Source organism: Planctomycetota bacterium (assembly GCA_033763975.1).
Classification (GTDB): domain Bacteria; phylum Planctomycetota; class Phycisphaerae; order Phycisphaerales; family UBA1924; genus RI-211.
This window is the reverse complement of sequence record JANRJM010000012.1, coordinates 99,319-112,689: the sequence shown is the minus strand read 5'-3', so window position 1 is coordinate 112,689 and position 13,371 is coordinate 99,319. Positions and strand designations below refer to the sequence as shown.

13 protein-coding genes are annotated in these 13,371 nt (G+C 71.3%); 8 read left to right on the top strand and 5 right to left on the bottom strand.

The features are described from left to right. The first annotated feature begins 202 nt into the window (after nucleotides 1-202). The 4 genes from SFY69_07120 (at nucleotide 203) to SFY69_07105 (ending at nucleotide 3,049) form a co-directional block, all read left to right on the top strand. Nucleotides 203-1,207 (top strand): phosphotransferase, encoded by a 1,005-nt coding sequence (locus tag SFY69_07120; protein ID MDX2131805.1) that lies wholly within the window; start codon nucleotides 203-205, stop codon nucleotides 1,205-1,207. A gap of 109 nt (nucleotides 1,208-1,316) precedes the next feature. Next, on the top strand, nucleotides 1,317-1,502 hold the full coding sequence (locus SFY69_07115; GenBank protein ID MDX2131804.1) for a histone H1: 186 nt from the start codon (nucleotides 1,317-1,319) through the stop codon (nucleotides 1,500-1,502). Beyond that, nucleotides 1,480-2,025: a beta-hydroxyacyl-ACP dehydratase gene (locus SFY69_07110; protein ID MDX2131803.1), complete on the top strand. Its 546-nt coding sequence runs from the start codon at nucleotides 1,480-1,482 to the stop codon at nucleotides 2,023-2,025. The genes SFY69_07115 and SFY69_07110 overlap by 23 nt, the downstream gene beginning before the upstream one ends. Before the next feature lie 19 nt (nucleotides 2,026-2,044). Continuing rightward, a complete protein-coding gene (locus tag SFY69_07105) occupies nucleotides 2,045-3,049 on the top strand; it encodes a type I phosphomannose isomerase catalytic subunit (GenBank protein ID MDX2131802.1) in 1,005 nt (334 codons plus the stop codon). 33 nt (nucleotides 3,050-3,082) lie between these two features. Here SFY69_07105 and SFY69_07100 read toward each other — a convergent pair whose 3' ends face one another. Further along, nucleotides 3,083-3,598: a DUF6082 family protein gene (locus SFY69_07100; GenBank protein ID MDX2131801.1), complete on the bottom strand. Its 516-nt coding sequence runs from the start codon at nucleotides 3,596-3,598 to the stop codon at nucleotides 3,083-3,085. Nucleotides 3,599-3,678: 80 nt separating this feature from the next. Here SFY69_07100 and SFY69_07095 point away from each other — a divergent pair, with 80 nt between their 5' ends. Beyond that, nucleotides 3,679-4,107, top strand: coding sequence for a hypothetical protein (locus tag SFY69_07095; protein MDX2131800.1), 429 nt, complete (start codon nucleotides 3,679-3,681; stop codon nucleotides 4,105-4,107). A gap of 69 nt (nucleotides 4,108-4,176) precedes the next feature. Here the strand turns inward: SFY69_07095 and SFY69_07090 are convergent, their stop codons facing one another. Then, a complete protein-coding gene (locus SFY69_07090; GenBank protein ID MDX2131799.1) occupies nucleotides 4,177-5,031 on the bottom strand; it encodes a hypothetical protein in 855 nt (284 codons plus the stop codon). Nucleotides 5,032-5,326: 295 nt separating this feature from the next. On the opposite strand from SFY69_07090, the gene SFY69_07085 reads away from it, so the two are divergent. Next, on the top strand, nucleotides 5,327-6,346 hold the full coding sequence (locus tag SFY69_07085) for a retropepsin-like aspartic protease (GenBank protein ID MDX2131798.1): 1,020 nt from the start codon (nucleotides 5,327-5,329) through the stop codon (nucleotides 6,344-6,346). Here SFY69_07085 and SFY69_07080 read toward each other — a convergent pair. Then, on the bottom strand, nucleotides 6,318-6,821 hold the full coding sequence (locus SFY69_07080) for a thioesterase family protein (GenBank protein ID MDX2131797.1): 504 nt from the start codon (nucleotides 6,819-6,821) through the stop codon (nucleotides 6,318-6,320). The genes SFY69_07085 and SFY69_07080 overlap by 29 nt on opposite strands. Nucleotide 6,822: 1 nt before the next feature. After that, the gene (locus tag SFY69_07075) at nucleotides 6,823-9,765 is read right to left on the bottom strand and encodes an aconitate hydratase (GenBank protein MDX2131796.1); all 2,943 of its coding nucleotides are present in this window, start codon (nucleotides 9,763-9,765) and stop codon (nucleotides 6,823-6,825) included. 314 nt (nucleotides 9,766-10,079) lie between these two features. On the opposite strand from SFY69_07075, the gene SFY69_07070 reads away from it, so the two are divergent. Beyond that, the gene (locus SFY69_07070; protein ID MDX2131795.1) at nucleotides 10,080-11,030 is read left to right on the top strand and encodes a hypothetical protein; all 951 of its coding nucleotides are present in this window, start codon (nucleotides 10,080-10,082) and stop codon (nucleotides 11,028-11,030) included. Nucleotides 11,031-11,077: 47 nt separating this feature from the next. After that, nucleotides 11,078-12,379, top strand: a complete 1,302-nt coding sequence (glyA, locus tag SFY69_07065) for a serine hydroxymethyltransferase (protein MDX2131794.1) — start codon at nucleotides 11,078-11,080, stop codon at nucleotides 12,377-12,379. A gap of 78 nt (nucleotides 12,380-12,457) precedes the next feature. Here the strand turns inward: glyA and SFY69_07060 are convergent, their stop codons facing one another. After that, the gene (locus SFY69_07060) at nucleotides 12,458-13,369 is read right to left on the bottom strand and encodes a PfkB family carbohydrate kinase (protein ID MDX2131793.1); all 912 of its coding nucleotides are present in this window, start codon (nucleotides 13,367-13,369) and stop codon (nucleotides 12,458-12,460) included. Between the last annotated feature and the right edge of the window lie 2 nt (nucleotides 13,370-13,371).

Here is a 13,371-nt window from a genome sequence, read left to right as displayed (position 1 = left end):
CGGGCTATTGCCCATGACGCCGTACGCCGTTCGAGGGTGCTCGTGAGCCCCGGATGGCGGGTCGGAGCGTCGGATCCGCCGAGTTTCGCGGGGGCCCGCGTGCGTGCCCGCCGATAGAGCGTGCGGCACCCGGCCCGCGGAGTCGGTTCGTAGGCTGTTCGCACGGTTCCGGACCGAGGGCCGAAGGGGTACGCTGATCACGATGTCTGATGTTCAGCCGCGTTCGTTCGCGGGTGCAACGCCGGATCTCGCGCAATCGCTGGAGGGCGTGCTCCGCGAGTGCTGCGGCGGACGGCTCGGGCATGTCGATTGGTTCCACTCGCACCATCAGCGCGGCGGGGCGGCCACTGGGTTCACCACCTGGCGGGCCGACTCGGGCGAGTCGCTCGAGGTCGTGGTGAAGCTGCCGGTGACGCCGGTGGAGCACCGCTGGACCGTGGCGCTGGGCGAGATCGATCCGTCGCGGTGGGGTGATCGCTGGGCCCACGGGCGTCCGACGCCCCGGGTCGTTGCGGCGGGCACCGCGCTGGGCGGGTACGACCTGGCGTGGCTCGTGCTCGAGCGCCTCGCGGGCCCGGCCCTCAGCAACGACCGGATGTGCGAGCAGGCGGCGCTGGACCTGCTGCGGGCGGCGGCGGACTTTCAGGCCGCCGCGATCCACGCGGCTCCGCTCGGCCCGGCGCCGCCTTCCCCCGATTGGGAGCGCCTGCTCGAGCGGTCGCGCGCGCTCTGTCGCACCGGCGGGGTGTCCGACGCCCAGAAGTGGAACGATGAAGTGCGGCGTGTGCAGCGGGCCTTGCCCGTGCTTCGCCGGCGCTGGGAATCACGCCCCATCAACGCCTGGTGTCACGGCGACCTCCACCCCGGCAACGCGCTGCGCCGCCCGGGGCCCGACGGCGGGTGCCCGTGCGTGCTCGTGGATCTGGCCCTTGTCCACGCCGGACACTGGGTCGAGGACGCGCTCTACCTGGAGCGCCAGTTCTGGGGGCACGAAAAGGTGCTGGGCATCAAGCCCGTGCCCACGCTGGCGCGGCTGCGTCGCGAGCGGGGCCTGCCCGCGGATGATTCGTACGGCGACCTCGCGCTCGTGCGGCGCGTGCTCGCGGCGGCGTGCGCCCCGGCGCTCTCGGAGCGGGAGGGCAACCCCCGCTACCTCCGCGCCGCGATGGAGATCATCGGGCGGTGCCTGCCGCAGGCAATGAAGTGATTGTGAAGAAAAGACTTAAGGCTGTCGCTTGCTTCCGGGGGCATGGCCCCACAGAATCAGCCCGGTTGGGAGGGGGGAAGCCGGGCAATCCGGGGAAGGGGTCGCAAGCGTGGACGCATTCGAGCGCCTCAAGAAAATCGTGCTGGAAGCTGAAGAGGACGTGAAGAAGGCCGAGGGCGGGAACAAGGCCGCCGGCACCCGGGCGCGTCAGCTCATGCAGGACGTCAAGACCACTGCCCAGGAAGTCCGCGAGAAGATCCTGGAGTTGCGCGATGCCGGCCAGTCTGCCCAGTAATCCCGAACCCGGCGCGGTCGGCGATGTCGAGCCGGCGCCCAAGTCGCTGCTGATCGACATCAGCGGGATCGACCTCGGCGCGACCTACGCCGATCGTGACGCCATCGCCAAGGCGAACCCGCACCGCGGGGTCATGGCGATGCTCGATCGCGTGGTGTGGATGAGCCCCGACATGACCGAGGGCGTCGCGTACAAGAAGATCCGGCACGACGAGTTCTGGGTGCCGGGGCACTTCCCCGGCAAGGCGGTATTCCCGGGCGTGCTGATGGTCGAGACCGCCGCCCAGCTCTCGTGCTACATGTACGTCGTTCGCAAGACCGGGCCCGGGCTGGTCTTCTTCCTGCGGATCGAGGACGCGGCGTTCCGGTCCGCGGTGGTCCCGGGCGATGACTTCTACGTCCTGTGCAAGGAAGTGCGGGCGCAGCGACGCCGCTTCATCTCCGACGTGCAGGGCATCGTCGGCGATCGCGTCGCGTTCGATGCGCGCATCAGCGGGATGTTCGCCGAGGGGCGCACCGTCTAGGCACGCGTCGGGGACGCCGATGACCAGCCCGTACCCGCTCCAGTGCCGCCCGATCCTCATGCACAAGGTCTGGGGCGGAGATCGTCTTGCGCGCTTCGGCAAGGACTGCCCCGCCGGGGCCACGATCGGCGAGAGTTGGGAAGCGGCGGACCTGGACGCGACCTCGGCCAGCGGCGCCGGGGGCGGCGCGCAGCGATCCGTCGTCGTGAACGGCGCGCTCGCGGGCAAGACGCTCGGCGACGCGGTGCGCACGTGGGGCGCCGGGCTGCTGGGGGCGGCGCGCCCGACGGGCTCGGGGGGCTTCCCGCTGCTCGTGAAGTTCCTTGATGCGCGCGAGAATCTCAGCATCCAGGTGCACCCCAGCCCGGCGTACGCCGCCGCCCATCCCGGGGCGCACCTCAAGACCGAGTGCTGGTACATCCTCGACGCCGCCCCGGGCAGCGTGCTGTACAAGGGCCTCCGGCCCGGCGAAACGCGCGAGTCGCTCGCGGCCCGGGTGCGAGACGGGACGGTGGTGGAGGCGCTGCGCGCCTGCCCGGCGAAGCCCGGCGAGATCCACAACCTGCCCAGCGGCACGGTGCACGCGCTGGGCGCGGGCGTGCTCGTCGCGGAAGTGCAGACCCCCAGCGACACGACGTTCCGGCTGTACGACTGGGGGCGCAGCGGGCGTGAACTGCACATCGACCAGTGCCTCGCGTGCGTCGACCTCGCCCCGCCGCCTCCGGAGATGGTGCTGCGATCCGCCGGCGACGGGTTCGGGCCGACGCTGCGGACCGACTTCTTCCGCGTGCGCCACCTGTCGCTCGGGAGCGGGCAGGAGCGCCCCCTCGAGCCCGACGGGCGGTGCGCGGTCGTCATGGTGCTGGCGGGCGCGGGCTCGCTCTACCACGAGGACGGCGCGTACGCGCCGACGGACGTCGCGGTCGGACAGACGTTCGTCGTGCCCGCGGGCGTGAGCGCAGAGACCACCGCGTGCGCCGCCGACGACGCGCGGCTGGAATGCCTGGTCGCGACGGTCGGGTGACGGACCGGGCGAACGGCGTTCGCACAGCGACCGTCAGGCCCGAGCCCGCCCGACGGCGGCCGCGCTGGGTGTCTCGCGCACCAGCCCGATGATGTACGCCTGGAACTCGTCGTGCATGATCTTCATGGCGGGGCTGGTGATCATGCGCCGGAAGCTCGGCTCGGCGGCGATCTCGCGCACCCGGCGCTCCCAACTGCGGTAGTAATCGTCGGGGATCTGCCCCTGGCGATGGTTGTACCACACGATCTCGTACACCGAGAGCTGCATGAGGTTGAAGAAGTACTCGCGCACTTCCTCGGGGGTGGTGAGGCCCTCCATGTCGTGGCGATAGACGCGCGCCAGCGTCGGGTCTTCCACGCGCATGCGCCGCAGTTGCATCTGCAGTTCGACCAGTTTCGAGAAGTTCGCGACCGACTGCGCCCGGCGCGCGGTGCGGAACTGGTACGCGGACACCAGGAACCCCGCCGCGATCGCGAGCGACGAGAGCGACTGCAGGATCGGCAGGATGTCCTGCACCGTCATGAACTGCGCGAGCGTGGGTGCGAGCATGGCCCATCGTTGGCGGGCACGGGGCACGCGGAACGACCGGGGCGACACGACGGGCACGCCCGGGCGGGTATCATTCCTCGATGGCCACGCCCCAAGTCTGCGAGGCGCCATCGCCGGCGCCGCTCGCGCTCGTCATTGCCTCCGCGGGTGCCTGGGCGGTCGTGCTGCTCGTGCTGCTCATCCTCGCGCCCGCCGCTCGCGAGCACTTCGTCGACTTCGGCGTGGCGCTCCCGCGCCTCACGGTGGGAATCCTGGACTTTTCGCGCTGGCTGGCGGGCTCGGCGCCCGGCGCGGCCATCCCCGGGTTGGTCATCGCCGCGCCCGTCGCGCTGCTTCTCTTCGGCACCGCCGTCCTGGCACATGTGCGGATCGATTCGCGCGGGCTGGGACCCGCGCTGCTCCACATCCTGCTGTGGACGGGCGTGCTGGTGGTGCTGCTCGTCGCCGGGTCGCTCGCGGTGCCGCTCCTCCGCATGCTGGAGGCGATGCAGGGCGCGGGCGGGATCTAGCCCGGATGAACAACGCCCCCGGCCGGAGTGCCGAGGGCGTCGATCAAGAGGAAGACATCAACGGTTCGTTCACGAGCGTCGACGGCGTGCGATCGCCAGCCCTCCGAGCGCCAGAAGGGCCGCCGCGCCCGGCGCGGGCACCGACGTGATCGTCAGCACGACGTCGTTGTAATCGCCGAACTGCTCGATGCCCGTGGAGCGCAGGGGCAGGTCCTCGACGCCGATGGTGTACCGCTCGGCCCCCGGCGCGCCCCCGCTCGCGAAGATCGCGAAGTGCTGCACGCGCCGGTCGTCGGCCGCGAGCGCCGCGGGCCCGTTCGCGCGGTTGCGATCCGCCTGCGAGAAGAACAGCAGCCCCTGCCCCGCGCCCGGATAGTCCTTGAAGCTCCGCAGGTACAGGCCCCACGTCTCGCTCGGCACGAACGACGTCGCCGTCAGCGGGCCGGCGCCGCCGGCGTAGATCGGGTGGAGCACTTCCTCGCCCGCCGCGTCCGAAAGGTCGTACCAGCCGATCTCGTTGTACGCGGCGAGGCCGGCGACCTCGAGCAGCAGCGTCGAATCAACGGGATCGGGCGTCGTGCTGCGAAAGCCGATGTCGAGGTCCGCGTTCGACGCCTGCCCGCCGAGCACCAGCGGCTCGGCCCCCGCGTGGCTCCACCACATGGGCGTGATGTTCGGCGACGCGCCGGCGCCGGCGGGCAGCGGGAGCGTGTACGAGCCGTGCAGATAGTTTCCGATGTTGCGTGTGCCCCCGTCCTTGCTCCGCTGATCCCAATACGGGCGCGACGCGTTGTCGTACTGATTGAGCGCGCCGGGGAACGCCACCCACCCCGCGCCGCCCGAGCCCAAGACTTCCACGCCGGCGTTCGCGATGCCCGCGAGGGCCGCAAGCCCCGCGAGCGCACCGATAGCTGCAAGACGCATGTGTCTCTCCCTCTCTCGAGCGGGATTTCCGGCACGCCGCAACACCGGGCGCCGGGCTCCGCGGATTGTCTGGCCCCCCGAGCCTGACACGCGGTGCGATCGCGTCCACCAAAGCGTGCGGCCCGCGGCGTCGGCGGGCCCGACGGCGCCGCGCATGCCGCGTGCGCCGCCAGGCCCGCGCACACGCAACATCACCCCGCGCGATCACGCCGCCACGGCACACGCGCGCCGAGCTGCCGGAGCGCCCGCCGACCCGCCCGGTAACACGGGACGCGATCGTGCGTACATCGATTGCATGACCACACCTCGTCGTGCTGCACGCGTTCTCGTCCTCACCGGGTTCCTCTTCGCCTCGACCGGCCTTGCGCAGCCCGGTGCGCAGCCCGAGCGCCCTACCGCATCGCAGGCCCCGGCCGCCTCGCCCACGGACCCGCTCGCGCCCGGCGGCGTTGCGTTCGACCCCAGCGCGCCGTCGGCCCTGGAAGTGAAGCGCACGCCCACCGGGCACCTGCTGGTCCGCCCGATGGTGAACGGGCGCGCGCCCGGCTGGTTCATCTTCGACACCGGCGCTGGGGTCTGCGTCATCGCCAAGAGCGTCGCGGAGTCGCTCGATCTCCGGCGCGCCGGCCAGGTCGACGCCGTCGGCGTCGGGGGCGACGCGAATGCCTCGCCCGTCTTCCGCGCGTCCACCATCGCGCTCGGCCCGGTCACGCTCACCGATCACCCCGTGATGCTCGCCGACCTCGCGTTCCTGAAGCAGCACCTGGGCGACGAGATCGCCGGCGTCATCGGCTACGGGCTGCTCTCGCGCTGCGTCGCCGAGATCGACATCGGTGCGCCCCGCATCGCGCTGCACGCGCCCGACGCCTTCGAACTCGCGTCGCGCGCGGGCGACGCCCCGCCCCCCGCCTGGACCGACCTGGTCCTCAATGACCGCGTGCCCGCGGTGCGCGCCCGCTTCGAAGGACGCGAGGGGCTCTTCCGCCTCGATACCGGCGCGAACAGCGCCGTCACATTCCACCAGCCCGCCGTCGAGAAGTGGTCGCTGCTCGACGGGCGCGAGGTCACCGACGCCCGCCTCGGCGGCGTGGGCGGGTTCGTCGCCGCCAAGCGCGGGCGCGTCGCCTGGTTCGAGCTCGGGGGCGTGCGCACCGAGAACGTCGACGCGATGTTCGCGGTCGAGGCCAAGGGCACGTTCGCCAACGCGACCAAGGACGGCAACATCGGCGCCGACCTGCTGCGGCGCTTCACGATCGTCACCGATTACACGAACCGGCGCATCGCGTTCATCCCGAAGCCCCCGCCCGCGAAGTGACCCCGTCGGTCGCGTTGATCGCCCGGCGCAGCGTGTCCGACAGCGGGACCTTGGTGCCGAGGGCGTAGTCGTACGACACGACGACGCCCTGGCCGATGGCGACGACCTCGCCGCTCGCGCTGCTCACCATGGCGTGGGAGAGCGTGAAGCGGTCGGCGGCCACCTCCACCGCGCGGGCGGTCACGCGCAGTGTGTCGGGGAACACGACGGGCCTGCGGAACCGGATCGACGCCGATTGCAGGATGAACCCCGGCGGGCGTCCGTCGCGGGCCCAGTCGCCCAGGCGCCGGATGTACTCGATGCGGGCGGTCTCCATGTACCGAAAGAACACGACGTTGTTGACGTGCCCGAGCGCGTCCATCTCGCCCCAGGCGACAGGGATGTCGACCCACACGCGGGCGAGCGCGGCGTCGGCCTGGTGCGCGTCCACCCCCGCGCCGGGGCGCGCGTGCTCGGGCCGTGCGTCGGCGGCCAACTTACACCCCGGCCGCGTGGCGGCTCTCGTGCAGCAGCCGGCGCAGCACCGTGTGCAGCACGCCCCCGTTCTTGTAGTACTCCGCCTCCACGGGCGTGTCGATGCGGCAGCGCACCGTGAAGGGCGTCCGTACGCCGCCGGGCTTTGTCGCCGTCACCCGCACCTCGCAGCGCGGCTCGATCAGCCCCTCCGCGCTCACCGGCACGTCGATGTCGAACGTCTCCTCGCCCGTCAGCCCCAGGCCCGCCGCGTTCTGCCCGGGCATGAAGCACAGGGGCAGCACGCCCATCCCCACCAGGTTGCTGCGGTGGATCCGCTCGAAGCTCTCGGCGATCACGGCGCGGCATCCCAGCAGCAGCGTCCCCTTCGCCGCCCAGTCGCGCGACGAGCCCATGCCGTAGTCCTTCCCCGCGAGCACGATGAGGGGCGTGTTCTCCGCCTTGTAGCGCATCGCCGCGTTGTAGATGAAGTCGATCTTCCCGGCGCCGGCGGCGCTCATGTCCTTCGTCCACCCGCCCTCGCGGATCTTTCCCGTCGCCGGGTCGGCCGCCAGCTTGTTCTTCACCCGCACGTTCGCGAAGGTGCCCCGCGTCATCACGCGGTCGTTCCCGCGGCGGCTGCCGTAGCTGTTGAAGTCGCGCTTGGGCACGCCCAGGCTCTTGAGGTACTCGCCCGCCGGGCTCTGCTCGGCGATGTCGCCCGCCGGCGAGATGTGATCGGTCGTCACGCTGTCGCCCAGGAACGCGAGCACCCGCGCCCCGCGCACCGACCCCGGCGCGGTCGGACGCTCCGACATCCCCTCGAAGTACGGCGGGTGCTGGATGTACGTGCTCGCGCTGTTCCAGGGGTACAGCTCGCTCGTGCTCACCGGCACCGCGTTCCACGTCGGGTTCCCCGTGAAGACGTTCGCGTACTGCTCGCGGAACTGCGCGGGCGTCACCGCCTTCGCCTTCACCGCCTGCACCTCCGCGTGCGTCGGCCAGATGTCGCGCAGGTACACCGGCTCGCCCCCCTTGCCCAGGCCCAGCGGCTCGTTCACGAGATCGATGTTCACCGTCCCCGCGATCGCGTACGCCACCACCAGGGGCGGGCTCGCCAGGTAGTTCGCGCGCACGCTCGGGTGCACCCGCCCCTCGAAGTTGCGGTTCCCGCTCAGCACCGACGCCACCACCAGGTCGTCGGCCTTGATCGCCGCGTCGATCGACTCGGGCAGCGGGCCGGAGTTCCCGATGCACGTCGTGCACCCGTAGCCCACCGTGTGGAAGCCCAGCGCCTCCAGGTCCGCCGTCAGCCCGGCCGCGTTGTAATACTCCGTCACCACCTTGCTGCCCGGCGCGAGGCTGGTCTTGACCCACGGGCGGCGCGACAGCCCGTGCTCGCGCGCCTTGCGCGCCACCAGCCCCGCCGCGATCATCACGTCCGGGTTGCTCGTGTTCGTGCAACTGGTGATCGCCGCGATCACGACATCGCCGTGGAACAGCCGGAACGTGCGCCCGTTCAGGTGCACCGGCGTGCCCGCGCCGGCCTTCACGACCACCCCGCCCGACCCCGTGAGCCCGCCCGCGGGCGCGCCGGCCGTCGACGCCGCCACGGGCTCGGTGGGCGAGGGCATGTCCGCCGCGGGCATCGTCATCCCGGCCTGCTTCACCCGCCCCGACTCGCCCCCCTCGTCCGACCAGCGGTCCTGGTTCGTCAGCTCCGCCGACGTGGGCTTGCCGAAGACGTCCGTCAACTCCTTCAGCCACGTGCTCTTCATCTGGGTGAGCTGCACGCGGTCCTGGGGCCGGCGGGGCCCGGCCAGGCTCGGCTGCACCGTCGAGAGGTCGAGCTCGAGCACGTCCGTGAACTCCGGCTCGGGCGACTCGGGCGTCCAGAAGAGGCCCTGCGCCTTGCAGTACGCCTCGACGAGCGCCACGGTCTGCTCGTCGCGCCCCGTGAAGCGCATGTAGTCGAGCGTCGCCCGGTCAACCGGGAAGAACCCCATCGTCGCCCCGTACTCGGGCGCCATGTTCGCGATCGTCGCGCGGTCGGGCACGCTCATGCTCGCGAGCCCCTCGCCGAAGAACTCCACGAACTTGTCCACCACGCCCTTCGTCCGCAGCAGCTCCGTCACCGTCAGCACCAGGTCCGTAGCCGTCGCGCCCTCGGGCAGGCGCCCCTTCAGCCGGAACCCCACCACCTCGGGCGTCAGCATGTAGATCGGCTGGCCCAGCATCACCGCCTCGGCCTCGATCCCGCCCACGCCCCAGCCGACCACGCCCAGCCCGTTGATCATCGTGGTGTGGCTGTCGGTCCCCACGCACGAGTCGGGGTACGCCACCGGCGCGTCGGCGCTCGCCCCGCGCGCGTCGTGCCGCACCAGCACGCCCGTCGCGAGATACTCCAGGTTCACCTGGTGCACGATCCCCGTCGCCGGGGGCACGCAGGTGAAGTTGTTCAGGCTCTGCTGCCCCCACTTCAGGAACACGTACCGCTCCGTGTTCCGCTCGAACTCCCGCTCCGCGTTGATCGTCAGGGCCGTCGTCGACGCGTACGCGTCCACCTGCACGCTGTGGTCGATCACCAGGTCGCACTTGACCAGCGGGTTGATCAGCCTCGGATCGCCCCCCAGCGCCCGCATCGCGTCGCGCATCGCGGCCAGGTCCACCACGCACGGCACGCCGGTGAAGTCCTGCAGCACCACGCGCCCGGGCATGAACGGGATCTCGTCCTTCGCCGGGCTCTTCGCGTTCCAGTTCGCCAGCCCCACCACGTCGTCGTCCGTCACGATGAACCCGTCCACGTGGCGCAGCATCGCCTCGAGCATCACCTTGATCGAGTAGGGCAGCTTCTCCACGTGCCCGATCTTCTGGCGCGCCAGGGCGTGCAGGTCGTAGTACGTGTACGTCTTCCCCGCGACGTTCAGCGTCGTGCGGGCTCCGAACGGGTTGGCGGCGGTCGTCATCGGCGTGGTCCTTTCGTGCGGCACCCAAGTATCTCGTGCAGGTCGATCAAGTATCGACATCGCTGTGTCATGAATCAAAGCAATCGGAATCACAGAATCGATCACTTTTTGTGATGATACCGCACCCCGGGCAGGCGAAGGAACTGGCGCGAGGGCTCATGGCGCCGTGACGGGCGGCTGCGGACGGGGAGGGCGGGGACGGCGGCATCGGACCGCCGCGATGACGAGCGCGAGGCCGCCGGGAACAGCCGTGTCGGCGTGTCGTTGGTGTGCCGAGTGAAACTCCCCTCGTGGGGCGTCGGTATGCTCGCGTCGTGGACGACGCGTTGCCTACGTGTCCGCGCTGCGGCTACGACCTTTCGGCGGAGGTCGGGAAGTGGGGCGAGGCGTGCCCGCTGGCGGGGCGCTGCTGGGAGTGCGGGCTCGCGGTGGCGTGGGCGGACCTGCTCCGGGCCGACCGGCGTGTCCTGCCGAGGTTCGTCGAGCACGCCCAGCGCGTGGGCGTATTGGCCGCTGCGTGGCGGACGTGGTGGTGGGCGGTGCGTCCGTGGGTGTTCTGGTCGCGGGTGCGAATGGAGCACGAGCCCCGGGCGTGGCGGATGCTGGCGTGGGTGGTGCTGGTGGTGTGCGCCGCGTGGGCGGCGCACGGGGCGGCGTGGGCTGTGGTCCTCTGGTGGCAGCATGGGTGGGGGTGGCTGGTCACGAACGGGGAGAGCCTGAGCGGCTGGATGGCGCCGGTGGGGTCCATGGCGGTGAGTTGGACGCCGGGACGAAACACGTGGCTCGCGACATTCGTGCCGGCGTGGAAGCGGACGACGTTCGGGCAGGCGTACCTGCCCTTGCTGGCGATGAGCGTGGTGCTGGTGGTCATGATGCTGGTGCTGCCCCACACGCGCGCGCGAGCGAAGGTGCGCGGCGCGCATGTCGCGCGGGCGGGGGTGTATTCGCTGGCGTGGATGCTCCCGATGATGCTGCTGGGCCCGACGCTGCGCGCGTTGAGCCTGTGGCTGATCGGGAACGGGTTTGCAACGCCGCTCGTAACGACGGGGTGGCGCGGGTTCCTGCCGCTCTACCACTGGGGATACTGCTACCTGCTGCTCGGGGCGGGGTGGCTGGGCGTGTGGTGGTGGTGGGCGCTGGCGCGCGGGTGGAAGCTGGAATCGCCCGTGCGGGTCTGGGTCGCGGCGAACGTGGCGGGGTTGCTGGCGATGACGACCGTGCTGACGGTGGATGGGCAGTTTGCGTGGCTGCTGTCGAAGGTGTAGCCGGGGCTCTCACGGCGGCGGGGCGTGCGGGCCGATACGCTTGGCCGATGGCTACCGACCCGATCACCGATGCCGTGCTGGCGCTGCTCGAAACCCGCGACCCGGAGGTGGGCGCGCTGATCGCGCGCGAGGCGAACCGTCAGGCGACGACGATCGAGCTCATCGCGAGCGAGAACCACGTCTCGGGGCCGGTGATGCACGCGATGGGGACGTGCCTGACGAACAAGTACGCCGAGGGGTACCCGGGGGCGCGGTACTACGGCGGGTGCGAGTTCCACGACCGGATCGAGAGCCTGGCGCGCGAGCGCGCGTGCGCGATGTTCGGGGCGAAGTTCGCGAACGTGCAGCCGCACAGCGGGGCGCAGGCGAACCAGGCGGTGATGCAGGCGCTGATGGAGCCGGGCGACACGTTCGCGAGCCTGGTGCTGAAGGACGGCGGGCATCTCTCGCACGGGATGAAGATCAACTTCAGCGGGCGGTTCTTCAGGCCCGTCCACTACCCGCTGCACTACGCGAAGGACTACCCGGAGTTTGAGCGCATCGACTACGACGCGGTGCGGAAGGTGTGCCTGGAGGCGAAGCCGAAGATGCTGCTGTGCGGCTATTCGGCGTACCCGCGGGTGATTGATTTTGCGAAGTTCCGGGCGATCGCGGACGAGTGCGGGGCGCTGCTGATGGCGGACGTGGCGCACATCGCGGGGCTGATCGTGGGCGGGCAGCACCCGAGCCCGTTCCCGCACGCGCACGTGGTGACGACGACGACGCACAAGACGCTGCGCGGGCCGCGGGGCGGGCTGATCGTGTGCAACGACGAGGAGATCGCGAAGAAGATCGACAAGGCGGTGTTCCCGGGCGCGCAGGGCGGGCCGCTGATGCACGTGATCGCGGCGAAGGCGGTGGCGTTCGGGGAGTGCCTGAGGCCGGAGTTCCGGACGTACGCGGGGCGGGTGGTTTCGAACGCGCGGGCGCTGGCGGGTGCGCTGCGCGAGAAGGGGTTCCGCTGCACGACGGGCGGGACGGACAACCACCTGATGCTGGTGGACCTGCGGGCGCGGGACGAGCGGCTGACGGGGGCGGACGCGGAGGCGTGGCTGGAGCGGGCGGGGATCATCTGCAACAAGAACGGGATCCCGGATGATCCCAGGCCGCCGCGGGTGACGAGCGGGGTGCGCCTGGGCACGCCGGCGGTGACGACGCGCGGGCTGGGCGAGGCGGAGATGGTGCAGATCGCGGGGTGGATCGACCGCGTGCTGGCGGCGGGCGTGCAGGGCGAGACCTTGGAGCGCGAGGCGGCGCACGTGCGGACCGAGGTCGCGGGCCTGTGCGCGCGGTTCGCGCTGCCGGCGTAGGTGGCGGGATGGCCTGAAGGCCCGCCACGGAGTGGCGGGCTACCCGAGCGGGCTGCCCGAGCGGGCTGCCCGAGCGGGCTACACGCGGACCATGGCGGCGTACTGCTCGGCGCGGGCGTCGATCTCGGCGCGGGTGAGGTTGCGGAGGCGGTCGAGGCTGAAGGCCTCGATGGTGAAGCTCGCGATGACCGTGCCGTGCACGAGCGCGCGCCGGATGACATCGAAGGACGCGTTGGTTTGTCCGGCGGCGGCGAGGGAGCCCATGAGCCCGCCGGCGAAGGTGTCGCCGCAGCCGGTGGGGTCGACGACGTGCTCGGTGGGGAAGGCGGGGAGGGCGGCGACGCCGTCGCGGTGCACGAGGAGCGCGCCGTGCTCGCCCTTCTTGATGACGACGAAGCGCGGGCCCAGGGCGAGGATCTGGCGCCCGGCCGTCACGGTGTTTTTCTTGCCGGTGAGCAGCTCGGCCTCGTCGAAGTTCAGCACCAGGCCGTCCACGCGGGCGAGCAGCGAGAGCAGGTCGGCCTTGGCGGTGTGGATCCACAGGTCCATGGTGTCGGCGACGGTGAGCACGCGGCTGGGGAGCTGCTCGAGCATGCCGGCCTGCACGGTCGGGTGCGTGTTCGCGAGGAACACGAAGCGCGAATCGCGGAAGGCGCCCGGCACCGCGGGCGGGTGCTCGGCGAGCACGCCCAGCTCGGTGAAGAGCGTGTCGCGCCCGTTCATGTCGGGGTGGTACTTGCCCCCCCACGCGAACGTCCTGCTGCCCCGGCGGACCTCGAGCCCGGCGAGGTCGACGCCCCGGAAGTGCCCGAGCGCGCCCATGAAGTCGGGCGGGAAGTCGTCGCCGACGGCGGCGACGAGGCGGACGGGCGAGTAGAAGCTCGCCGCGGCGCAGAAGTACGTGCCCGAGCCCCCGAGCACGCGTTCGGCGTGCCCGTTGGGGGTGTACACGGTGTCGATGCCGATGGTGCCGGTGACGATGAGTGACATGC

Excerpts from the sequence above, each read along its gene's own strand:
- SFY69_07100 (MDX2131801.1), bottom strand. The coding sequence starts at position 3,598 with ATGCTCGCACCCACGCTCGCGCAGTTCATGACGGTGCAGGACATCCTG.
- SFY69_07105 (MDX2131802.1), top strand. The coding sequence starts at position 2,045 with ATGACCAGCCCGTACCCGCTCCAGTGCCGCCCGATCCTCATGCACAAG.
- SFY69_07085 (MDX2131798.1), top strand. The coding sequence starts at position 5,327 with ATGACCACACCTCGTCGTGCTGCACGCGTTCTCGTCCTCACCGGGTTC.
- SFY69_07090 (MDX2131799.1), bottom strand. The coding sequence starts at position 5,031 with ATGCGTCTTGCAGCTATCGGTGCGCTCGCGGGGCTTGCGGCCCTCGCG.
- SFY69_07095 (MDX2131800.1), top strand. The coding sequence starts at position 3,679 with ATGGCCACGCCCCAAGTCTGCGAGGCGCCATCGCCGGCGCCGCTCGCG.
- SFY69_07120 (MDX2131805.1), top strand. The coding sequence starts at position 203 with ATGTCTGATGTTCAGCCGCGTTCGTTCGCGGGTGCAACGCCGGATCTC.
- SFY69_07075 (MDX2131796.1), bottom strand. The coding sequence starts at position 9,765 with ATGACGACCGCCGCCAACCCGTTCGGAGCCCGCACGACGCTGAACGTC.
- SFY69_07110 (MDX2131803.1), top strand. The coding sequence starts at position 1,480 with ATGCCGGCCAGTCTGCCCAGTAATCCCGAACCCGGCGCGGTCGGCGAT.
- SFY69_07060 (MDX2131793.1), bottom strand. The coding sequence starts at position 13,369 with ATGTCACTCATCGTCACCGGCACCATCGGCATCGACACCGTGTACACC.
- glyA (MDX2131794.1), top strand. The coding sequence starts at position 11,078 with ATGGCTACCGACCCGATCACCGATGCCGTGCTGGCGCTGCTCGAAACC.